Source organism: Sphingobacterium puteale (assembly GCF_050986225.1).
Classification (GTDB): Bacteria; Bacteroidota; Bacteroidia; order Sphingobacteriales; family Sphingobacteriaceae; genus Sphingobacterium; species Sphingobacterium puteale.
In genome coordinates this window covers 505,978-530,250 of sequence record NZ_CP158959.1, presented here as the reverse complement: position 1 = coordinate 530,250, position 24,273 = coordinate 505,978, and the positions used below count along the sequence as shown (strand labels likewise).

Annotated in this window: 14 protein-coding genes; all 14 read right to left on the bottom strand. The window is 40.9% G+C overall.

Annotated features, from left to right (window positions below):
• Positions 1 to 5: 5 nt before the first annotated feature.
• The 14 genes from ABTV71_RS02035 to ABTV71_RS01970 all read right to left on the bottom strand — a co-directional run bounded on the left by ABTV71_RS02035 (position 6) and on the right by ABTV71_RS01970 (position 24,265).
• On the bottom strand, positions 6 to 950 hold the full coding sequence (locus tag ABTV71_RS02035; protein ID WP_121124278.1) for a hypothetical protein: 945 nt from the start codon (positions 948 to 950) through the stop codon (positions 6 to 8).
• A 298-nt stretch (positions 951 to 1,248) separates the two neighbouring features.
• Positions 1,249 to 1,629, bottom strand: coding sequence for a hypothetical protein (locus ABTV71_RS02030; protein ID WP_108636332.1), 381 nt, complete (start codon positions 1,627 to 1,629; stop codon positions 1,249 to 1,251).
• A 109-nt stretch (positions 1,630 to 1,738) separates the two neighbouring features.
• Positions 1,739 to 3,073: a DUF5125 domain-containing protein gene (locus ABTV71_RS02025; protein ID WP_433902134.1), complete on the bottom strand. Its 1,335-nt coding sequence runs from the start codon at positions 3,071 to 3,073 to the stop codon at positions 1,739 to 1,741.
• Positions 3,074 to 3,084: 11 nt separating this feature from the next.
• The gene (locus ABTV71_RS02020) at positions 3,085 to 4,578 is read right to left on the bottom strand and encodes a glycoside hydrolase family 30 protein (protein WP_433902133.1); all 1,494 of its coding nucleotides are present in this window, start codon (positions 4,576 to 4,578) and stop codon (positions 3,085 to 3,087) included.
• Between the two features lie 11 nt (positions 4,579 to 4,589).
• Positions 4,590 to 6,110 carry a RagB/SusD family nutrient uptake outer membrane protein gene (locus ABTV71_RS02015; protein ID WP_121124272.1) on the bottom strand — a complete coding sequence of 507 codons (1,521 nt, stop codon included), beginning with the start codon at positions 6,108 to 6,110 and terminating at the stop codon, positions 4,590 to 4,592.
• Between the two features lie 10 nt (positions 6,111 to 6,120).
• Positions 6,121 to 9,093, bottom strand: coding sequence for a SusC/RagA family TonB-linked outer membrane protein (locus ABTV71_RS02010; protein ID WP_433902132.1), 2,973 nt, complete (start codon positions 9,091 to 9,093; stop codon positions 6,121 to 6,123).
• Between the two features lie 256 nt (positions 9,094 to 9,349).
• Positions 9,350 to 10,870, bottom strand: coding sequence for a DUF6377 domain-containing protein (locus ABTV71_RS02005; protein WP_433902131.1), 1,521 nt, complete (start codon positions 10,868 to 10,870; stop codon positions 9,350 to 9,352).
• Between the two features lie 276 nt (positions 10,871 to 11,146).
• A complete protein-coding gene (locus ABTV71_RS02000) occupies positions 11,147 to 15,697 on the bottom strand; it encodes an efflux RND transporter permease subunit (RefSeq protein WP_433902130.1) in 4,551 nt (1,516 codons plus the stop codon).
• 13 nt (positions 15,698 to 15,710) lie between these two features.
• Positions 15,711 to 16,817, bottom strand: coding sequence for an efflux RND transporter periplasmic adaptor subunit (locus tag ABTV71_RS01995; RefSeq protein WP_121124264.1), 1,107 nt, complete (start codon positions 16,815 to 16,817; stop codon positions 15,711 to 15,713).
• A gap of 151 nt (positions 16,818 to 16,968) precedes the next feature.
• A complete protein-coding gene (locus ABTV71_RS01990) occupies positions 16,969 to 17,349 on the bottom strand; it encodes a hypothetical protein (protein ID WP_183078679.1) in 381 nt (126 codons plus the stop codon).
• A 112-nt stretch (positions 17,350 to 17,461) separates the two neighbouring features.
• Positions 17,462 to 19,750 (bottom strand): GH92 family glycosyl hydrolase, encoded by a 2,289-nt coding sequence (locus tag ABTV71_RS01985; protein WP_433902129.1) that lies wholly within the window; start codon positions 19,748 to 19,750, stop codon positions 17,462 to 17,464.
• Positions 19,751 to 20,045: 295 nt separating this feature from the next.
• Positions 20,046 to 21,089: a PKD domain-containing protein gene (locus tag ABTV71_RS01980; protein ID WP_433902128.1), complete on the bottom strand. Its 1,044-nt coding sequence runs from the start codon at positions 21,087 to 21,089 to the stop codon at positions 20,046 to 20,048.
• A gap of 49 nt (positions 21,090 to 21,138) precedes the next feature.
• Positions 21,139 to 22,509, bottom strand: a complete 1,371-nt coding sequence (locus ABTV71_RS01975; protein WP_433902127.1) for a hypothetical protein — start codon at positions 22,507 to 22,509, stop codon at positions 21,139 to 21,141.
• Positions 22,510 to 22,525: 16 nt separating this feature from the next.
• Positions 22,526 to 24,265, bottom strand: a complete 1,740-nt coding sequence (locus ABTV71_RS01970; protein WP_433902126.1) for a hypothetical protein — start codon at positions 24,263 to 24,265, stop codon at positions 22,526 to 22,528.
• Between the last annotated feature and the right edge of the window lie 8 nt (positions 24,266 to 24,273).

Here is a 24,273-nt window from a genome sequence, read left to right as displayed (position 1 = left end):
GACTCTTAGAATAAAATATCGAGATGTAGCTCGCTTTTACGTCCTTCCACTCCCGGTGTAAAATCCTTTGGGACTTCAGTACCACGGATCACTTTTCCCTCTGGGTTCAACAGGATGAAATTTAATGTCCAATTTCCCGTCATGGTATAATTTACAACACCATGGTATAAACCGTCCTTATCCTGAATCAAATCCTTATTGTTAGGAGATGAGTGATTGCCCATGGAAGGTTCAGGCATACGCGGGTCTAACTTTAACGTATAACGCTCAACCTGCGAATAGGAAAGTTGCAGTTGACCAGCGGGGCCTTTTCCTGAGGAATCGAGCATCCTATTCAATTTATAGATGCCGGCGACCAATTTATTTTCGGCGACATTTGGCTTCTGCGGAGCAATCAATGCTATGACATACTGCTCTTCGTCCACTCCTGTGAACATCGTCATATTCAGATTCTTATTCGACTGTTGTTTAACCTGCACCTCTTTTATCAGGGAGAAGGTTTGATTGCCCACGGTAAAATTGATGTGGAGAGCCCAACTCCCCTCGGTACCACTTTCGCTGGTGAAAACGGTATAACCTGAAAAATACTTATCCTCTGATTTATAATCAAAATCATACTGATTTGGACACGAATTCTTTTCTCCCATGACAGTGGTCCTAACGGGCAGAAATGTAAGACCCGACACTTCCACGGGAGTATTTGTTTGCGTGTTCTTAATCCTTACACGGATATCATTATAGCCGCGATATAATACACCGTTCAGCGCTTCTATACTGACCGTGTAAGCAGAGGTTACAACATTTGAAACCTCCTTAAATTCATTATTCTCTTCAATTACTTCTCCCCTTTCGGCTTCATAATTTGTTTTTCCCTTTGTACATGATCCAAGAAACACACACGCAAGAGCAGCATAAAAAACTATTGTTTTTATCAATATACTTACCTTCATAAAAATACCATGTTAGCTTAGTTAACAGGTAAGGTTTATAACACAGGTTCAAGCATGGTTAGAAGAAAACGAAATATAGACAGTGCCCGCAGCTATCAGAAAGGCAGCCACAATACATATCCTATCATAGAAATTTTTCTAAATTACCCGCAACCCATCGTCCAAAAACCGACGACCTGTTCAAATAAAATTTTCATCCGCTTAAATTCTTTATTCAGTAGCGATGAAGCGATCAAAGCATATACATATCACTATCAGCTAGCGACATACACGCGATGATGATTTCTAAAAAATGGATTTAAACTAATGGAGGGTGAAAAATTGTGAAGATTGGTCTGTAAGAATAATTTTCGTTGTATTCTGGGAACGGGCGTTCCGCAGCATCTTCCTGAAATAAAGAAGAAATCTTAAAATCAAAATTCTGGGTATTATTGATAAAAACAACATCAATAATACGTGATTCCAGGTTCTTTTGCTCCTTCTCTTCGTGCTCACGCATTTTCTTCATCAAGATACATTGTCCTCTACACGAGAGTGCCTTTTCGTTGAAACGGTTGATACATTCGTAACGGGCAATGTAATCTCGATTCAGCTCAAAAATGGACCATAGCCATACTGTTGAGAAGCTCTGGAGGAGCATCAAAGGCAATAAAATCCATATGAACTGTTTAGCTTTCATCTTGTGAGTTCAGCAAATATATAAATGAATCCCCGAATACACAAATTCAACAGAAACAATAAAGGCCCTAGGTAAGGTCTTACCCAGGGCCTGAAAAATTAAAAGTAGCTTATTTTGGTACAACCGTAAGAACCGCTTTTTTATTACCCGCTGTTAAATCCAGCGTAAAAAGATACGTTTTTCCAGCTTCTAAGGTTTTACCCGTTTTGATACCCAGATTTCCGGAGTCACGTCCATTTTTACCGTCACCGATAAAAATCAGATCACTCGGAGTTGTCACATCCGTACCGCCAAATTCTCCACCCCAGCCCTTCTGATGGAAAAACTTAAAGTTGATATTATCGGTGTTGATAGACTCCCCTGCCTTTACTGTAATTTGATACTTTTTATTTCCCAATGGAGCTAAACAAAGTGCTTTATCAGTATTCCAGCCCACCTGATTACTGGATACTTTTGGTTTTCCAACGCCTTCCCCAATTATCCATACGGCTCCAGTACCATCTTCCTGCAATTTAGCAAGATCATTTCCGGCCATGGCCTCAACCACGAAGTATTTTAGGGCAAAGTCTGCAGTAACTCGGTATTTCCCTGTTATTCCTTTAAACGATATAACCCCATCGGCGGCTCGCGTAAAGAAATCAGGATCAATCCACCAATCTTGTAGATCCGCAATACCTTCAAAAGTTGCTGTCTCTCCTTGATTCAATATCAGTTCAACTTTGGAATGCGTGTCATCAAGACGGCTGAACAGCGATCCATTAAGCAATACGACAATAAATGGCGAGGCTTGAAACGTCAATGTATTAAATTGTATAGGGTATACGCCAGATGTTGAATTTGAAAACGGTATTTCAGCTGTAGAACCCAAATCGACAGCACTATTAACCCATCCAAAACTCATGGCATTACCCTGTTCGCCAACCTTTGGCGCCTGGATATAGCCCTTTACTTCGGCCGAAAAATTCTCCTTGGCGGCATATTGATTCCGTCCGGTTTTCTCCATCCGATAGGACTTTGATTCAGTAACCAAAGTGAGATAAGGAAAATCCGGACGGCTTAAGTCTATATCAAAGGATTGTTCGGTTTTTTTCTGACTAATATTCTGCAAAACAAACTTGATGGTCGCTTTCCCATCTGGGATGTCTTTCAAAAAAGGAACGTAAATTTTTCCGCTATAGTCGCCATTCTCTTTTGTACGGATCGTCGTTTCGGCGACCTTGTCATCTGTAAAATATAATTGAGCTTTCAGCGTAGACAAAGCGACTTCGCTATCCGATACACGAACATTAAACACTAAGCTATCACCAAAATGAGCAGCAGAAACGTCTGATTTCAATTCTATTTTGGGATCCCCAATTTGATAGACATATTTTTCATCCTTTTTACAAGAACTTACTACGGCTATTATTCCCAATAGTATTATATTGATGAGATATCTTTTCATAACCCCGATATTTAGTTTTTCCAACGATAAGAGACAACTGAATTTGCGGGAACCTCGTAGCTAAAATGATTTTTACCATCTGCCAGTGTAATTTTCCGATTATCATTCGATTCATTCAACAACACCACAGCATAGGTTCCGTCCGTATTTTGAAAGGCACTATAAACCAGTCCTTCAGCGGTATATCCTGTGGCACCAATTCGTGTCGCTCCAGACTTAACCACAGATGAAAGATGTCCTACAATATAATAATGCGAGTTGCGTGTAATACTCTTATAATTTGATTTGTTAATATCGACAGCACCATAACAGGTCTGACAACCACCCTCGCGATTCGGTCCCTTATCGGTATCCAACATCAGATTCCAAACAATAACACCTCTGCTCCAGTTGTTTACAGTCCCTAGTGCCACTTCGCGCATATCTTCCATCAAACGCTTATTAAGGTTACGCCCGTCATTCCATTCGCCAATGGATGTCTCTGTAAAGACCAACTCCTTATCCGGACGTTGATTATGAATATCGATGAGTTCGGCTTTATCTCCCCCATAGTTGTGATAAGCTGCTCCAGCGATAAAGGAAGCCGCCCCGGCGTCATTATAGATTTTAACAGGGTAATCTTGCTGATCGGCCATGTTATCGTAATTATAGTTATGGTCAAATGCGTAGATCTTCGTCGCAATACTTGCAGCCTTGAGCTGTGGTCCCAGCGATTGTTTGATAAATGCCTGCTGTTCTTGCCATGACATGTACATAGAAGCAGAATTTTTCCGATTCAATGGTTCGTTTTGAACCGTAATTGAATAAATATTAATGCCCTCTTTTTTCATTGCCTGAATCCATTGCACAAAATACCAACCATAATCCTGATAGTATTTTGGATTTAATTGACCGCTAGTCCAAGAATCAAAAGGTTTCAAATCTGTCAGATTATTGACCTTCATCCATTTTGGCGGAGTCCATGGCGATCCCATAATTTTGACGTTTGGGTTGATAGCTAGAATCTCTTTCAGCACAGGAATAACATATTGCTTTTCTTCTGACTGCAATCCAAAATTTTCCTTTCCTTCTTTGTCCCAACAGGTATACTCACTCAATGAAAAATCAGAACATCCAATAGCAATACGAATGTAACTCATACCCATACCATCTTTATCGGAGAAAGTCTCCGTAAGAAATTTCGTCCGATCCTCCTTACTCATTTTCATCAGATTAAAACAGGTAGAACCGGTGATAGCCGCACCAAATCCGTCCATTGTCTGAAACTTCTGAGTGGGATTTAAGGTAATTGTGTTGGGCGACATATTAAACTTTGTACTAAAATCGACATATTTTTTGGTCAGATCATAGGCGCGGTTTGTATTCGTCATCACGATAGTGACATCGCCAGAGTTTTTGATATCATCACCTTGTGATGGTGTGAAGCTATCACGGTTACAAGATGTTGCTGTGATCAAACAGGACAACAAGAATGTATATATCATAGTGTTATTATTACGTTTCATAATTAAAATAGTTAGTATCCTGGATTCTGAACTAAGTTAGGATTCTGGTCAATTTTCGGCTGTGGAATTGGCAGACGATAGGAATTCTTTGTGAAAGGATATACTTGCGCCTTTCTTCCTGAGTCCTTCGCATACACGGCATTCATAACTGCTTCCACCTTATCCAAACGAACCAAATCAAACCAACGCTGTCCTTCGAAGGCCAATTCCAGACGGCGTTCTTTCAAATATGCTTCCAATAAAGCATCTTTGTTGGAACGAATTCCCGCAGGTAATTTGGGCAATTTTACACGTGTACGGATCTTATCAATAATGTCAGCTGCACCGGAAAGATTTGATCCCAACTGAATCATGGCTTCAGCCTTTAGCAATAAAATATCGGCATACCGTAGCTTGACAATGCTGCTCATACCCGAACGCAATTTAAACATAAAAGGATAATGGTTCGACGGGTAATAGTTGCTCCAGGTTGTTGTATAGTAGACAATCGCTTGCTCCATACGAATTTGGTCTGCCTCATTCGTATATGCTTGTATCAAATCACGCGATGGTGTGACCCATTTGGCCCACGTAAATGCATTGTCGTAATTGGATAGGTCGCGGCCAAACATCCAAGTCGCCCAGTTTCCAGATCCAGGCATAAATTGCGCCTCTAAAATTGATTCTTTTGTATTTCGCTGCGCTAAGTCCGTCTTGGCCGCATTCAATTCATATAGATCGCCGTAATTGGGATTCAAATCAAATCCATCTCCTGCCAATGCGTCCGCATACTGAATCACTTTATTATAATCTCTGAGCGGTTTCTCAGCATATAGCTTTACCAACATTGCCCGGGCTACAGACTTTGTAAACAAGGTCTTATTCGCATTGTTATTGACCGGGGCATCAACCAGGGCTTCCAAAAGATCCTTCTCGATCTGTTTATGCGCTTCCTCTTCAGTTGCTTGTTTCGGGAAGTACTCCGGGTATACTTCTTCGATATTTTCTGCCGTAATGTCTCTACCCTGTGTTGTAATGACCGGGATCGATCCAAATATGCGCACCATATCAAACATTGCCAATGCCCGAAAGATTTTACCCTGCGCCTTGTAGACTTTGATGTCAGCGTCACTAATGGATTTATCCGCAACACTATCGACATTGATTATTAGACGGTTGGCCCGCGCAATATCTTCAAGATAACGTGCCCAGTCTCGATCAACAACGGAGTTCGATCCCTCAATGGAATTATTCTCAAATGGTACAACTTCTGCACCTGTTGTTCCCGCGTACGCATTATCAGCATGGGAATCGCCGATTAGCAATAGATCCAGGTACCAATGCTCTTGCCTATCGCGCATCTGTTGGTAAATCCCGGAAAGAAAATTATCAACCTCGCTTTTGTTTTTGAAGACGATCTGTGTTCCGTTTTCAGTTTTACCCTGACTCACATCTGTATAACTGTCCAGTGGATCACGATTTAGCGAGCACGAAGCCAGCAACAAGCCTGTCATGAACAACGGTAAAACGTATTTAATATTAGTTTTTTTCATCACAATTCAATTAAAATTCTACATTTACACCAAGTACAAAAGATCTATTTTGCGGATATGTTCCCCAATCGAGGCCTTGTACTCTTCCCGAATTTCCCCACTGGTTTACCTCCGGATCCATGCCTGAATATTTAGTCAGCGTAAATAGATTACTTGCCGAAAAATAAGGCTGAATCTTATGAATGCCAATCTTTTTCAAACGTTCAGGTGCGATGGAATAACCCAATGAAATATTTTTTACGCGCAAATAGCTTCCATCTTCCACAAAATAAGATGAGTTTTTAATATCAAAGCCTGCTTTGGGCACATGTGTAATCTGTCCCGGAATGCGCCAGCGATCGAGTACGACGGTTGTTTGATTACGGCCATCATACATTCCTTCTGTTTCCATTCGGCTCGCGTTGAAAATGTCATTACCATAAGTACCCTGAAGAAATATACTTAAGTCAAAATTTTTCCAGGAAAAGCTATTTGTCAATCCATATACAAATTTTGGATTGGGATCTCCAATATAAGTCAGATCGGAAGGAGATGTTTTGCCATCACCATTCAAATCTCTATACATTAGTTCGCCTGTCTCCGGATTTACACCATCAGAGATATAACCGTAAAATCCACCTAAAGGTCTTCCGGGTTCATTCCTAACTACAGTTGCATTGACTAGATTATTTGTAACCGCATCATTGTAGATTTTTGTAAAGACGAGCTTGTCCAGACGGTTTTTATTAAAGGAGATATTAAAATCTGTATTCCATGTAAAATCTCCTGTTAGATTCTTGGAGTTGATTCCGATCTCAAATCCTTTATTGGTCATCTCGCCCTCGTTCCGTTTAATTGTACTCGCCGAAGAAGATCCTGTAGGTAAGCTCACTTCCATCAACATATCTGTTGTTTTTTTATGGTAGTAATCTAAGGTCAGGTTCAATCTGTTATTTAATGTAGAAAAATCAATCCCCACATTTGCCTGGGTCGTCGTTTCCCATTTTAAATCTGTCGCTCTCAATGTAGTCGAATTCCCAATATTCGGCGGGGAATATTGATATTTGTCCTCAAACCAAGGTAATCGCTGAATCACATTGAACGAAAGATAGGAATAGTCACCAAGTCCGGATTGGTTACCAGTCTGCCCCCATCCTCCACGTATTTTCAGCTCATTGATCCAATCTATATCTTTCATAAAATCTTCCGCCGATAAGCGCCATGCTGCCGACACGGAAGGAAAATATCCCCAGCGACCGGAAGGGCTCAATTTAGACGATCCATCCGCACGCATATTTGCAGTTAAAAGATATTTCCCATCGTAATTGTACATCGCACGGGCAAAATAGGATAGGATTGCCCAATTGGATGCTCCGGATCCGGTTCCATTCCATGAAATCTTGTTTGCCGCATTGAGTGTCTGTATGATACCATTAGCATAATTGGAACCATAAATATAACTATTGGAATATTTCGAATCTGTCCAGGATGAACCTGCCATCGCTTCCAAGCTGTGTTTTCCAAAGCTTTTGCTGTAAGTCAGCACATTGTCCCAGGTCAATACCGTGTTTGTATTACGGACGTCAGAAGCTTCCCCAAACTGATTTCTGCCCTGTTGCGTAATCCAAGGATCTAAAAATGTGGTCAGTACGCCCGAGCGTCTGTCCATTGAAAACGAAGACTTCCAGGTTAAATTGGGCATAAAAGCGATCAATACACTTCCTGTCGCCAACAACCTATTCTCACGATTATTGTTATTCTTGGTTCGTTCAAGATTTTCTAAAGGGCTGTTAATATTTAGCCCATTGAAATTGGTATTGTACCGATCAGGAAACAGAGGATCCCATATTGGCGCATAAGTTGGCGTATTAATGATCGAAGTAACCACTCCGCCACGATTAGATCCGTTGCCCGAGATAATCCCGTTGGTATTGTAATCTGCATAAGATAAATTGGCATTAACCTTCATCCATCTTTTTACTTGATTATCTATATTCGCTTTGAAGTTATAACGTCTAAAGAATGAACCTTGCAGTGTGCCTTTCTCTGTCAGATAGCCCCCACCCAAATAATAGCGTAATTTCTCGTTACCATCGGAGATTGATAATTGGTAATTCTGTTGAACTCCGGTTTTATAGGTTTCCTTAAACCAGTCTGTCTGATCAGTAAGCCCTTCTGGTAGCTTAACATAACCTGTCTCATCCATCAGCTCCTTGTATTGTGCGGTATTCAGGACTTTTACGCTATTGTTAACCACATTTGCTGTCGCCTGCGCTCCTAAGGTAATTTTTGCTTCCCCTGCTTTTCCGGATTTTGTGGTCACAAGAATAACACCATTTGCTCCGCGCGACCCATAAATAGCTGCCGAAGAAGCATCTTTTAAAATCTGAATATCCGTAATATCACTCGGTGATAAAAATTTGATGTCCTCTACAGGTAATCCATCGACAACATAAAGCGGATCGTTTGAACCATTAAAAGACGTCGTCCCACGGACTTTAATTGACATTTCACCACCTGGGGCACCATTGGGTTGAATCACAGATACTCCTGCTGCTTTTCCTTGTATGGCCTGCCCCAAACTTACAACCGGCCTCTTCTCCAAATCTTTGGTAGACACAGAAGAAATCGCAGTGGTTACATCCTTCCTTTTTACGGAACCGTAGCCGATGACAATGACGTCTTCAAGGACATTAGTAGCTGAATTCAGCTGAACAGTCATGGTACTATTGGCCGGCAATTCTTTGTTGTCATAGCCAATAAAACTAAATTGAAGAATGCTGCCTTGTGGAGCCGAAATCTGGAAACGACCTTCTCCATTACTGGAAACCGCATTGCTGGTACCTTTCTGTGTTATCGTTACGCCTGTGAGCGGTTTCTGATCCTGCGCATCCAGCACCCGTCCACTGACCTGAATACGGTCCTGTGCAAATACCGAATTCAACCAGGTACACAAGAAAATCAGCCCCATGGAAAAGGTTACTTTTCGAGTAAAGTAAATCATATGAAATAAAAAAAATTGGTTATTGTTTTGTCTTTGGTTATTCCAAAATTGCGAGGAGTTTCCCCTGCTCCATCGCTCAAAACAAAACTAGCAGGACCTAAACAGGAAAAAAAGTGAAGGTACTCAAAAAGTACCTAACAAAAAACACAAATTACTGGAAAACAATAATTTGTAAAAACAAAAACAGGATAAAAAGTACCAAAAAGAGATCCAATCCACTCCAGTATTGTTACTTTTCGGGTAATTTCACCACTTATTAAGATCGATCAATAGTTGCAATTTGACAAACAGAAGCCTCGAAGTCATCGCGATGACCAGCTGCTTTGTTACGTACCTTGGTCCTATAGTTATAAACTGTACGAAGGGAGTACCTCAGAAAACTGGCAATCTTAACCGAATCATCTATTCCTAAACGAATCAGAGCAAAGATCCGCAGTTCCGTATTGAGCAGTTCGTTCTTCTTCGGATATATCTTCTCGTCCTCCTGAAGAAGGGCATTAAATTCATCGACAAAAGTTGGATAAAGGTTCAAAAAGATGCGATCAAAATTGATATAAAGCTGTTGTATTTCTCTTTCTTCCATCTGTGTCGATTTCAATTGCTCCCGAATTGCTTCCCACTGTTGATTGGATGCTTTTTTTAGTAAAGCTTTTCGTATATCCTCCATTTTGTCGATATAACTTGAACACATATCAAAAAATTGCGCTATATACTCCTCTTTAATGTGATTAGACTCCGAGAGTTTAAGATTTGTTTGATTAATTTCTGTGTTCAATGCGCGTAACTGCTGATTGGTTCCGGACAATTCAGACCTGATCCTGCGCAAATGCTGTACTTGACGATAGATCACGATCAAGCCGATAATTACGCCGATCAACAAAATACTGACCACAACAACCAATGCGATCAATTGCTTATTCTGGCTATTGATTTTCTGTTGGTACGCCGCATTAATGATCGGGTAGGAAGAAGTACCTTCAATAATACGGTAACGTACTTTACACAGCATCGCGTCATCAATCGCCTTTTCTATATAGCGAAAAGCACGATCAAAATCCTGTTTGTCATAATAAGTTAGCGCTAAATCATGAAATGATGCATTGTCTCGATTCGCCATCTCAATATCCGCACTTGCCGACACAGTCAGATAATAAAGTTGACCGGCCGTATTTTTTTCATATTTATAGATCAAGCTAATAAAATAGGACAATAAGGCGCGCTGCTCCAAGTCTTTCTGATTTTCCGTCCAGAGCTTGAAAAATTGCTTTTTTGCATCTTCCCGACTGCCGTTAAATAAGGTCTTTATCGCAATGGTCGTCCGATATTCCAAGGAAGATTTCGGTAAAACCTGTAATAGTGAATCGCGATAACGTTCACTCGCCTGATAATATTCCTGACGGTTGTTACTTTGTCCATAATGACTATAAAATGAGCTATAGGTATCGTAATATTTGGCTAAAAGTTTGGTACCAAGGCCTGCGGGACTAATCTCATTCAACAATTTTGACGCTTCAATATAACGTCCAATCGTCGAATAAACCCAGGCTAAATCTAATTGAATAACTGTATGCAGTGAATCATTGTTGGCCGGAGCTAATTTTTGGCAAAGCGTGATATAGGTAAGTGCGGCGTCGGAATCGAATTTTTTGTAGTTCTCAAAAATTTCATAATTCTTCTGAAAAAAACGGTTCTCATCAGCTTCCAGTGATTTTGCTTCCTGCTTTAGTTTATCCAATTTATCTTCCCGATTCTTAGCATACATCTTCTGATTTTCCATTAGATATTCTAACCTTTGAAAAATCTTGGTACTATCCGAATAGTTCTGGGCAGATAGTATAAAACTTAAATGAAATAGAAAAATGAAAACAAAAATGCGCTGCAACATAATAAAGCCAAGTTCAACATAGTCAAAGCTAAACTACATAAAAATAACAATAAAAAAGAGGACATCTCACGACGGCCTCTTTCCCTGACCCGATTAAGGATCTAAGAATTAACAAGTTAATTCTTTATCGCATGAAAAATAGTTTTCCTAATTAGTTGGACATTTGGTTTATTTCCACCCACCGCCCAAAGCTTTGTAAAGTAAAATCTGGTTCAGGGTATTTTCCTTCTCCAGTTCGACTTTTCCGATCTGGGCCTCCAAAGATTCTTTCTGTGCCGTAACGACGTCCAACGATGTCACCCGTCCAGCAATAAATAGTTCTTGTGCGGCCTCAATGGATAGATCCAACGCCTTTACATGCTCATCCACAAACGTTCGCCGTTTGCTGATCGCTTCTTGGGTCATGATGACATTAGATACTTCATTATAGGCGTTTACAACAGTTTTCTCATAGTCTAAAAAAGCAATTCCATAATCAGCCTTTGCAATTTCATACTGCGTCTTCAATTGTCTTTGATTCAATATAGGTAGTGTAATGCCGCCAAATAAATTATAGGCAATGGACTTGTCCAGATTAAACAACTTGTTGAAACTGAAACTCTGCAAACCAACAAAAGGGCTAATAGCTACCGAAGGCAAAAAAGCAAGCCGGGATGCTTCCTGGCTGTTTGAAGAAGCCATCATCTTCAGATAGGCTGTTTTGATATCCGGACGCTGGTTGACCAGATCATCTGGTGTACCGAAGGTCATTGCATGATAGAGATTGGTGTTCTCAACGTATGCACTGCGCTCGATAGGTTGATAATATCGTCCCAGCAATCCATTGATATGATGTTCCCAAAGTGCAATCTCCTGACTCAATTTTTCTTGAGCAGATTTGGAATTTGCCAATAGCGCTTTAAACTGTTGAACAGACAGCTCCGTGGCATAACCGGCATCTTTTTTTACCTCCACCACTTCAAGGGCATTCGTATGCAATTCAATATTGCGGTTATACACCTTGATCTTTTGATCCAAAGCCATTAACTCATAATAGGCTGTTGCAATGTTGGACACCAATTCCGTTTCCAACAAACGCTTCCCTTCCTGTTCGGCCAAAAGACCAAAATAAGCAGCTTGTTTTTGACTTTTTAATCTACCCCATAGATCAATTTCCCAGGAAGAACGAAGTCCAATAAAATAATCGGGAATAAATGGTTCAGGCAGCTTTTCATCACTTTTTAAATTATCTGAAAAGTTTGAATCATAGTTACCGATACCCGATTCCGTATAGTGACCATACTTACGTATCCCGCCCTCGACAGCAGCTTCCACTGTAGGCCCCAATGCAGCTTTACGCTGTTTAAAATAAGCTTGTGCAGATTCCAATCGTAAGATGGATTGACGGACATCGATATTATTCTTCAGAGCGGAATCAATCAATGCGACCAGAAGGGGGTCCTTAAAGATTTCCCGCCAGGACCGATTCCCTACATTTACGCTATCAATGGCAGTCCTTTCCGCAAAGGCGGTCGGTACGGCAATTTTCTCAGGCTGTGCCGCCTTCTTCGGGACGGAACAACTACCAAAAAGAATGAGCGCAGCAATCACCAATGCGGTCTGTTTGATAACCTGTTTTTTATTCGATTTTTTCGAGAATAAGATCACCAGCCCCGGGATAACAATAACCCCTAATATCGTCCCGATAAGCATCCCGCCGACCGCAGCAGTACCGATACTTCGATTTCCCAAAGCCCCGGCACCACTAGCTATCATCAATGGGATCAATCCAGCTATAAAGGCAAAAGAAGTCATTAAAATAGGACGTAAACGAGCGACAGCGCCTTCAATTGAAGCCGTTACGATATCCATTCCTTGCTTATATTTTAAATTGGCATATTCCACAATTAGAATGGCATTTTTGCCCAAAAGACCGATTAGCATGACTAAAGCTACCTGGGCATAAATATTATTTTCCAAACCAAATATTTTTAGGAAAATAAACGCTCCAAAAATTCCGGCAGGTAAACAGAGTAGCACTGGTAATGGTAATAAAAAGCTTTCATATTGAGCGCACAACAACAGGTAAACAAATAATAGACAGAGCGCAAAAATATACAGCGCCTGATTTCCTGAAATCTTCTGTTCACGCGTCATACCGGACCATTCAATACTATAGCCCTGCGGCAAAGATGAAGCGATCTTTTCCACTTCTTCGATTGCCTGTCCCGAGCTGAATCCTGGAGAAGACTGACCAGTAATCATCGCCGAACTAAACATATTGTATCGTGTAATCTGTTCAGGACCATAAATACGCTCCATGGAAATAAAGGCATTGTAGGGTACCATCTCCCCTGTTTCATTCTTGACATATAGTCGGAGTACATCTTCAGGTCGCTGGCGGTACTCAGGCCCGGCCTGTACCATCACCTTATACATTTGACCATAACGGATAAAATTTGTAGCATAGAGACTTCCCATCAACGTCTGCAAGGTATTCATCGCATTTTCAACAGAAATACCCTTCTTTGCGGCCATATCATAATCCACCTTCAGCATATATTGCGGGAAGTTAACGTCAAAGCTGGAGTTGATGTCCTGAATGACTTCACTTTTCTCCATATCCTCCATAAACTTCTCCAGTACCTCCGCAGTCTTATTCAGATCCTCATTACCACTACGGTCCAACAGACGAAGTTCAAATCCCGAAGAGTTACCAAAACCAGGTACTGTCGGCGGTGGGAAAAAATCAATCTGCCCATCAACAAAGTCCTTTGTTTTCTCACGCAGTTCTCTGATCACATCATCGACCGTCTGATTACGTTCTTTCCAAGGCTTAAGATTGATCATCCCCATGCCATAAGAAGCCCCGGAGACTTCGGTAACGATACTATATCCCGATAACGTTGAAACGGTTTCAACAATATCAAGTTTGCGCGCCACAGAGTCAACCTTATCCAATACGCGCTCAGTACGGTCTACTGTCGCACCGGGAGGAGTCGTTACGGAGACATAGATCATCCCTTGATCTTCCGTTGGAATAAAGCCCGATGGCAATATTGCACTACTTCCCCAAGTTGCTACGAAGAACCCACCTAAAAGCAACAGTGTAAGCCCACGTCTGGCACTGGTTTTCACCAATATTCCCTTATAACCGAAAGCTGTACGATCATAAACCTTATTAAATTGTTTAAAGAAACGGTCCAACCAATTATTAGACGGTTTGCGGTCGTGTGGTGACCGAAGGAAAAGCGCACATAGTGCCGGTGTCAATGTCAAGGCATTAATACCTGAAATCACGATAGCCGCCGCCAGAGTTAGTGAAAACTGTCTATAGAATATCCCCACTGGCCCCGACAGAAAAGCAACAGGAACAAACACGGCTGACATCACCAAAGTGATTGCCACAACCGCACCACCAACTTCTTTCATCGCTTCCAAAGTCGCTTCCATAGGCTGCAAATGTTCTTCTTCCATTTTAGCGTAAACTGCCTCCACGACCACAATCCCATTATCGACCACAATTCCGATCGCCAATACTAGTGCAAATAGAGTAAGTAAGTTGATTGAAAATCCCAACATCTGCATGAAAAATAAAGCTCCGATCAGACAGACCGGTACGGCTAAAATCGGGATAACTGTCGCTCGAAAATCCTGTAAAAAGATAAACACGACAATGAAAACCAATAGAAATGCTTCCAATAGCGTCTTTATTACAGATGAAATAGAAGCATCCAGAAAACGGGACACGTCATAGCCCAAAGTATAGGTCATGCCGGCTGGGAATGAAGTCTGCTTCAATTCCGCCATGCGATCTTTTACCCGTTGAATCACTTCCTGCGCGTTGGATCCGGGAAGCTGTTTTAACATAATAGAGGCCGATGGCCGTCCATCAGTCTTGGAGACCATTTCATAATCCAGGGAACCAAACTCGACATCGGCCACATCCTTGATACGAATAATGGAACCGTTGGAATTTGCACGAATAGGTACATTCGCATACTCGTCAATTTCTGTAAATTTTCCAGGGTAACGCAAAACGTACTGCTGCATATTTCGCATCTTGTCGGAACTTATCCCAGTTTGTCCGGGTGCTGCTTCAATATTTTGTTTGCGCAAAGCCGCCACCACATCTTCTGCAGAGATATTATAGGCAGCCATACGATCCGGTTTTACCCATACACGCATCGCATAATCACGCATACCCATAATCTGGGCCAAACCAACCCCCTCGATACGTTTTAACTCCTTCAGGATATTAATATCGGCGAAGTTATAGATAAAGCGTTCGTCAGCAGTTTCATCGTCGGTGAACACATTCAGGTACATCAGCATCGAGTTGACTTCCTTCTCTGTCGTTACCCCGGCTTTAATAACCTCTTCAGGCAACTCATCGAGCACTGTCGTTACCCTATTTTGTACGTTTACCGCAGCAATATCCGGGTCCGTTCCCACCTCAAAGAAAATCTGGATCACCGTGCTTCCGTTATTGGTCGATACGGAGTTCATATAAGTCATCCCGGCAACACCATTGATTGCTTTTTCAAGTGGGATGGCCACCGCATTGGTACTTACCTCTGCATTTGCCCCCGTATAATTGGCATTCACCACCACAGAAGGCGGAACAATATCCGGAAACTGCGTAATCGGTAATGTAAATAATGCCAGTAAACCCAAGAGTGTAATAAAAACCGATATGACCAGTGATAATATAGGTCTTTTTATAAATGTTTCAAACATAATTTATCCTCCGCTACAGCTTCCTCAATTTTGGATTAATCTTCATACCGTTACGCAAGTTTTGCACACCTTCATAGACCACTTTAACATTGGGATCAAGACCGCCTTCAACAATATAATAATGCCCCACACGAGCCCCAGCAATAAAGGGTGTCATCTTGACTGTACTATCAGCTTGCATGGTATAGACATATGTTTTATCCTGTATTTCAAATACTGATTTTTGATGTACAAATGCATGCTCTCCAGTTTCCATTGGTACGGCAATCTTGCCGGTAGCTCCATGTTTTAAGATATGCTCTGCATTGGGAAATTGTACACGGAGGGAAATTGATCCTGTATTTGCTTCAAATTCACTTTCTACAATATGAGCAACGCCTTCATGTGGATATAAGACCCCATTCGCCAAGATCAGTTTTACAGTTTTACGGGTTTCTTTACCATTCATTTTATCCTGCATCATGGTTAGATACTCCCGTTCAGAAATATCAAAATATACATTGACCTGGCTTAAATCCGAAATCGTGGTGATAAGACTTCCTTCTGTCAGTAGTGATCCCTCCTTTAATAAAATCCGGTCTATCCGACCATCAAATGGTGCCTGGATCACCGTATAATCTAATCTTGTCTGAGCTTGATTAACTAAAGCACGCGCTTCCTCGATTTTGGAATTGGCGGCCTTTAATTGAATTTTCAATAGATTATATTCTGAAGGACTCACAATATTTTTATCCACCAATTTCTGGGTTCTTTCCATCTCAAGCTTAATTTTTTGCGCTTCAGCAATGGAGTTATCATATTGCGCTTTCGCTTTGGCGAGTTCCGAACGATATTCTTCGTTATTGTATCTGAACAAGACCTGACCTTTCTTTACCCAGGCCCCTTCATCCACAAAGATTTTATCCAAAAAACCATTCAGCTTGGACCGGATCTCTACATTTTTCAAAGCCTGAATATCTGCAATATATTCTTGGTAGACTGTTGTATCCATTACAATCAAGGGTGTAACGGGTATATTTTTAATTTCTTCTTTTTGCTCGGCATTCGCATTGGAGGAGCGACAAGAAGCCAGCATCCCTACCGTACCCAATAATAGGCACAGCGCAAGTAATTTCTTCATAAAAACGATAAAAAATAAAATGTTAAACTAGATGGGAGCTACAATAATATTGCATAACAACGCAAGGAAACCACTGCCCTGTGACATCATTAACAAGAGTTAAAAAACAGTAGATTTTATAGACTCCGATAGAAAAGTAAAAGGAAAATACCTAGAAAGGCCGGAATCTATACAAGAACTCGTAATATCCCGGTCGACAGAGCGTCTTTGACCGATAAAAAGGATGCACCTTATCTTTCGAAAAGCACAACGCAGTAAATACAATACCAAAAACAAATATAAAGATGGATAGTACCTGACTATTAACAGAAAATATACGATAATCGTCCTGTAACAGCACTTTTTCTTCCTGTGAAGAATGAATAGGTTCTAAATCCAATACATCATCCAAAAAATATTCCACGATAGTTTCCCCCGCATGCAACACCTGTCCTGTCGCTGATGAGAATGACTCATACGTCAAGAGATTGAGATACGCAAAGAGTGTTAGAAGATGGAATAATTTACCTAACATATCGAATTTTCGAACCACAAAGGTATGGTTTTAAACTGCTAAGATTATTTTATTAATGTAAAAAAACCATGACAGCAACCGAATTCCTGTTCATGGCTTTTACCATATTAAAAAAGGATTACACGCCATTTTAACGCTTTTCCTTACTGAAAGAATAGGGTGCATCTTCTTTCTTGATCCCCCTGTTTTTATTCGGCTCTGCGCTCATATTGAACTCCAATTTCGCTCCCTTTAATAGCTCGGCGTAGCGAAGGTAGTTTTTATCATACACCTTTCCATTCCAGGAAAGGCGATCTACATAGACTTGGTCTGGGCCCTGCTGTTTTGCATAAATATGAATTTCTTTTCCATTTTCGAGTTTTAAGGTAGCCTTCTCAAACTGAGGAGAGCCAATAACGTACTCTCCGGAGCCCGGCGAAACAGGATAAAATCCCAGCGAAGAAAAGACATACCATGCAGATGTCTGCCCATTATCTTCATCGCCACAGTAACCATCCGGAGTAGGTAAATAAAGTTTATCCATTATCTTGCGGATCCAATATTGTGCCTTCCAAGGTTGTGCCGCATAATTGTAGAGATAAGGCATGTGCTGGATAGGCTGATTGCCATGAGCATACTGTCCCATATTCATTACCTGCATTTCACGCATCTCATGGATCATGCTACGGCTCTTCATTCCCTCATAACTTGGAATAGCAAATACCGTATCCAACATGGAAACAAATGATTTATTTCCGCCCATCAAATCTATTAATCCCTGTGGATCATGAAATACGCAGAAGCTCCAATGCCAGGCATTTCCTTCAGTATATTCACGCGACCAGGCGCTTGGATCAAAATTAGTGACAAACGATCCATCAGATTTTTTGCCCCGCATCAACTTTGTACTTGGGTCATAAAGATTCTTGTAATTCATCGCACGTTGCGCATAAATGGCTATTTCGGATTTTGGTTTCCCCAGCGCCTTTCCAAATTCATAAATACACCAGTCATTATAAGCGTATTCTAAGGAACGTGCTACATTCTGGTCCACCTTGACATCTGCTGGAATATAGCCCAATTTATTATAATATTCATGGCCAAAGCGTCCGGTAGAGGAATGTTTGGGATATGCATTATGCGCTCCGTGTTTTAGGGCCTCCCAAAGCACTTCTTTATCATAACCTTTTCGATCAGTTATCAAAGCATCTGTTACTATTGAGGCAGAATTATTACCGATCATAGATGCGCGGTGCCCTGGTGATGCCCATTCAGGCAAATAGCCACTTTCCTTATAAGCATTCACCAAGCCGGCCTGCATACGGTCGTTCATCGACGGATACAATAAATTCAAAAGTGGAAACAAACTTCTGAACGTGTCCCAAAAACCTGTATCCGTAAACATCTCACCAGGCAAAACCTGTCCATTGTAGGGACTATAATGGATTCTATTTCCGGAAGCATCAATTTCTGAAAAATCCCGGGGAAATAATGTCGAACGGTAAAGGCAAGAATAAAAAGTGCGTAAACGGTCTATATTGTTATCTTCAACCTGGATACGGCCCAATACTTCATTCCATTGCGCTTTACCCTCATCAGCAACCTGTGCAAATGTTTTGGATTTCACCTCCTTGAGATTAAGTTCGGCCTGTTCAAAGCTAATAAAGGAGGAAGCAACTTTAGCGACTACTTTATCACCCCTTTTTAACGAAGGGAAACCTACGATCGCCCCAGCGTGATCATCCCGAACTTCCAGCTGATTGTCTTTAATATTACCATTCGTTACACCGGCTTTGTAGGAAAAAGGCCGATCGAAAGTAATGACAAAGTAATTCTTAAAATTGTCCGGAACACCACCGCTATTTTTTGTCGAATAACCGATAATTTTATTTTCCTGTGGAATAACTTTAATATACGACCCTTTGTCAAAGGCATCAATAATCACGTACGCCTGATCTGTCTTGGGAAAAGTAAATTGAAATACCGCTGCCCGCTGTGAAGGTGTAAGCTCGGCCGTTACATCATGATCCGCTAGATAAACACTGTAATAATAAGGTTTCGCGATTTCAGCTTTATGCGAGAACCAGCTCGCGCGTTTTTCTTGATCAAACTGTGGTTTGCCCGTCATGGGCATCAAAGAAAATTGGCCATAATCATTATTCCAGGGGCTTGGTTGATGCGTCTGTTTAAATCCCTTGATTTTATCCGCAGTATAGGTATACACCCATCCGTCGCCCATATTCCCCGTCTGTGGTGTCCAAAAATTCATTCCCCAGGGACGTGCTATCGCCGGATATGTATTTCCGTTTGACAGTTCATATTTAGATTCTGTACCGATCAATGGGTTTACATAGTCTACGGGTGAAGCTTGCTGTGCCAAACTCAGCTGAGCCGCAAAAAGAAATAGAATGCCGCCTGTTATTTTTTTAATATTGAACATAATTATTGATTTGGTTGATGCTGCCTAAAAAACAACCTAAACGCTAAAACGTATTAGTAAATATAATTAAGAATTTTAAATATAAGCAATAAAGCCCCTGTTTTTCACAAGATGGTTACAATTCAAACCCGATTATCTGGGAGTTCTGATCCTTATTTTTGTTGTTTTTTTATAAAAAAAACAGCATTGAAGTCCAGGTCTTTTATGACCTGTAAACCTCAATACTGTTTTCTAAAAATCACCCCACTTTTTCTAGCGTGCATACATTCGATTGCAGCTAAAATTATTTTTTTCGTTATTGTGGCAACTCTAATAACCTGAACTCTGTCATTTGAAAGTTTGATCCTGATGATACAGCTTTCACAACGTAGCGGTAATAGCTATAAGATTTTGTGTTCGAGAACGTAAACGGTTGCGATCTTCTTCGGTCTGTGGGCGCTGTACCAAAGCTATAACCTGTGACAGTATTCAAAGTCACCCAAGTCTCGCCATCATTAGACCCCTGTATTTCCCAATCTTTGGGATCCCGTTCAGGCGAATCGTTTCCTGTCGTTATGGTATAGGCATTAATTACCTGCGGTTGGTAAAAGGCGAACTGCCAATACATGCCCGGTTGATATCCACCAATAAATAATTTGGAGGTTAGATCATTATCAATCAATTTTTTTGATCCTTCACCAGCATCAGGTCCGCTGGAATTATCCTGAGAAATCCGGAATGTGTTATCAATATTTGTCCAATCCTTTACAATACCTAAATCCGTGAGGAGTTTAGAAATAATGACGCTGGAACCTTTAGGGGTAGTAACATTAAGCCGATAAGTCGCAAAAGTTCCTACAGCGACCGACACATCGGCTTTTGCCTGATCAGAAACCTGTTGGTATTTATCTTTATCCGTCATAACAGACCAGGTGACGCCTTTCACTGCAATATCACTATCGTAGCTAAGCATCAATTTACCGGTTCCGTTTTTTTCGGCATTGAAGCGAATCAACTTTTCCGCGTCAATGTCAATGACTTCTTCGCGCTGTGCCCAATTTCCATTTTCATTAAGCACCATCAGTTTCACAACAAAACTCCCTGTATTTAAAAATGTATGCTTTGGAGATGCCGTCGAAGAGGTACTGTCATCCCCAAAACTCCACCGCGTTTCCGTATAATCTTTGGACTGATTCGTGAATTCAAATGTAAAAGGATCATCCTTTGCGACCTGCTTTATTGAAAAAGCCGATACTGGATTAGGAAGTTCAGGTTCTTCAACCACAACTTCCTTACTTTTACTGCAGCCCAACAACACGAATAGCAAAAATAAACTATACACGTGTTTTTCCAATTTCATAGCCATAAAATTTCATTATTATATAAAAAATAACCTACCATAATACATCCTATAAAAACTCGATCATCCGCCATTCCGAACATTGGAATAGACTACTTCCAACATTTTCTGTAATATTGAGGCGATAAAATTTATAACTGCCCGGTTTCTGAACATTAAATCGTCTCGTTTGGATCCGATTTGGGAAGCTTTCATTTGTTCTCGTATCAATAATAACCCAATTGGTACCATCCAACGACCCCTCCAGGAACCAGCTTTTTGGATCACGCTCAATGGCGTCATTTCCGGATGTAAGCGTATAAGCTCCAATTTTTAATGTTCTTGTAAATGTCAATGTACATTGGAGATCACCTGTAAATGCACTTTGTAAAAATTTAGTGCTTGTCAGGTCATCTACAAATTTCAGACTTCCTTCGCCTGCATTTGGTCCACCATTGTTATCTCTATTGACGGTTAATACCGCTTCTTTGGTTACATCAAACTCGACCACATTGGCGCAGTCAATCAAAATAGTGGTATAGTTTTTTTGTGGATTTATTACATGCAGTGTTGGGTCCTTTAGATAGACGGTTAGCGCAAGAAATTTATCTTTATTTTTTGCGATAATATCCCAGGGAACAGAAATACTGAAGTCAGCAGATGATTTATTTCCTTGGACTTGTACACGCGACGGCAGCGTATACTCATTTTCCTTCATTCCCACGGTATTCACAGGCAGCACCTTCTTTGAAATCCAATTTGAGATCGAATCTGTTGTACCTCGTATTTCTACATAAAACCATTTACTTGGAAAGGATGCCAAAGAAACGCCCAAAGGGATTTCAATTCCCGATGGTGTTGTATTATAATTGGTATGTTTGCTCGCGAGAATTATACTCGCCGGAGAATTGGTGATCGACAGGTAATGAATATCGGTCGGAGTCAATAAGCTCTTGGAATCAAAGGTCACAATAACACTATTTGGATTTCCCAATTGATTACCCTTTCCAGGGTTTATTAGTTTATAAGAAAGCGCAAATTTTTTCCCATATATCCTTTCGATCTCCGTTCGGGAAATGGTTAACACAAATGATGTCGTATCGGATCCATATTGGAATTTCACCACATTTGGAAAAGAAAATGCCTGATTGGGCAGTGTGACAACATCTTTTAAGGCTCCCGATTCGATCAATTTGATTACGGTGTCCGTATTCAACTGCAGCTCTACATCGAAGGTTTTGGATGCCGGATTGCTTAACTTAACTTTCAGGGGGATCTGGACATAGTCGTTTGTCTTCACCAAATCCTTCCCACCACCTTCGGCAATAACCTGTACGGGATTGTTCCCCAGTAAATCAAAGGCCTCAAGCTTATCTTTTGAACAGCCCATAAATTGGCTATAGATCAAAATCATTGTTAGAAAATAAAAAAGTCTTTTCATAATATCTCTTTTAAGATTATTTATCCACCCAAACTCGGCCATCCAATTGCCAGCTTTCTTGCCTAGCAATTTGCAACCAACTGAAGATCTGCGCTGTTATATCGGTATTTTTGGGTACCAGGGTACTAATGGTTTCTACTGAAGGCGCACATAAGAAATCATTGAGTTTTGAAATCTCATAAGTTGAATTCCCAACTTTTAAGGTATTTCCAAAAGGCCCTTCATCGTAAAGCAAACCGTTGGTCACGGTACCGACAACCGGCCAATTTGCCGCAAGGTTAGGATAGTAAGGGTGATCATCGCTTATACCTACCTGACAGTTATATTGGGAAATCACCGACTCAGGTAGCGCGATTTTCCAAAAGCGTACATCAGCGATGTAGTAATCTCCTTCATTCCAATTACTATTTCCATTCATTAGGCCCAATCGAAACTTCGCCGGACTATTGATGGCTCCCCAGCCACTGACATCTATTTCATTTCCCGGAAGACCGTTGGTATAGGTTTTGATCAGCCTTTTACCATCGCTTGTAACCGTTCCTACCACGGTCACGTTGTTCCATGTCGCATTATTTAATTTCGGACCATTTACCTCACCACTTCCATTCGGACCCCTCCCATTGAACATCCAATAGTCATCTTTGAAGGCCATAATCCAGCCATTTGTAGGTGCACCAGATTCCCATTTTTCACGTTTACCAATAAAAGATGGATAATTAGGAAATCTATACGTATTATTTGGTCCTTTATTTTTCTTGACTTTCAATTCGATGGTAAATTCTTCATCTTTATCTCCCAGATCAAAAAGTGAATTATCCCCTTCGGTCATTTCAGCAAATATGCCCCCCTTAAACCGTAGAAAATCACCTGAAAAACGGCTTCCCAAATAAGGTTTATTAATGTAACGCGAATTGTATTTTGGAGAGTAGAAAATTGTAAAGGTATTGACATTAGGGTTGCTAAAAATAGTATTGTCATTTTGTGCAGGCGGAATTTCAAAAGGTCCGCCTTTACTTGATGTAATAATAACTAGCCAGTTCTCCTTTTTAAAGGTAGTACGTTGCTCCAAGGCCTTGAGAATTTCGCCGACCTGTTTATCAAAGTTATCTATCGCAGCTTTGTAGGTGGCACTGCTATTGTCATAGGCGCTCGCCTTTCCAGCTTTGTCTATTGCTGTGAAATGAGCGGTTAACATGGTGAGTTCAGGCTGTTTCAGCCCCTCTTTAACACCGTTAACAACAGCTTCATCTGAACTTTCAAATTTTGCCGCGGTAACGGGGGCTAAATGATCCACAAACAATTGTGAACTGCTATAAACTTTAAATTCAGGTGTTTTTATATTCGCCGCTATGCGGGTATAAACAGTGGGAAAGGTCTGCAAGTTATTATTGCTAAAATTATTTCCAACGACCAGGTGTTTAATTTCACTTACGCCGGTAATAATATTTGTCAAATCTGCCCCTGTTGAATTGATATCCGTATGCTCCTCGCTTAATGAAACCCAGGAGTAAATGGAATGGTCCAACAATCCGTTGATGGTGGAAATATTGGCGGTGCGTACGGATTCTCCCCGGGCACCATCCGCAATTAGCAACAATACTTTAGGCTTACCATATACCAAATCCACAGTGTCCTGTGCGCCTGTGTTATCAGGTAACAATCGCCCAAACTCATCCTTACAAGAGCTTACTGCGAAAAAAACAATTAAACACAGTAGCCACATATATATATATCGAAAATTATCTTGACTTCTCATCAGTGTAA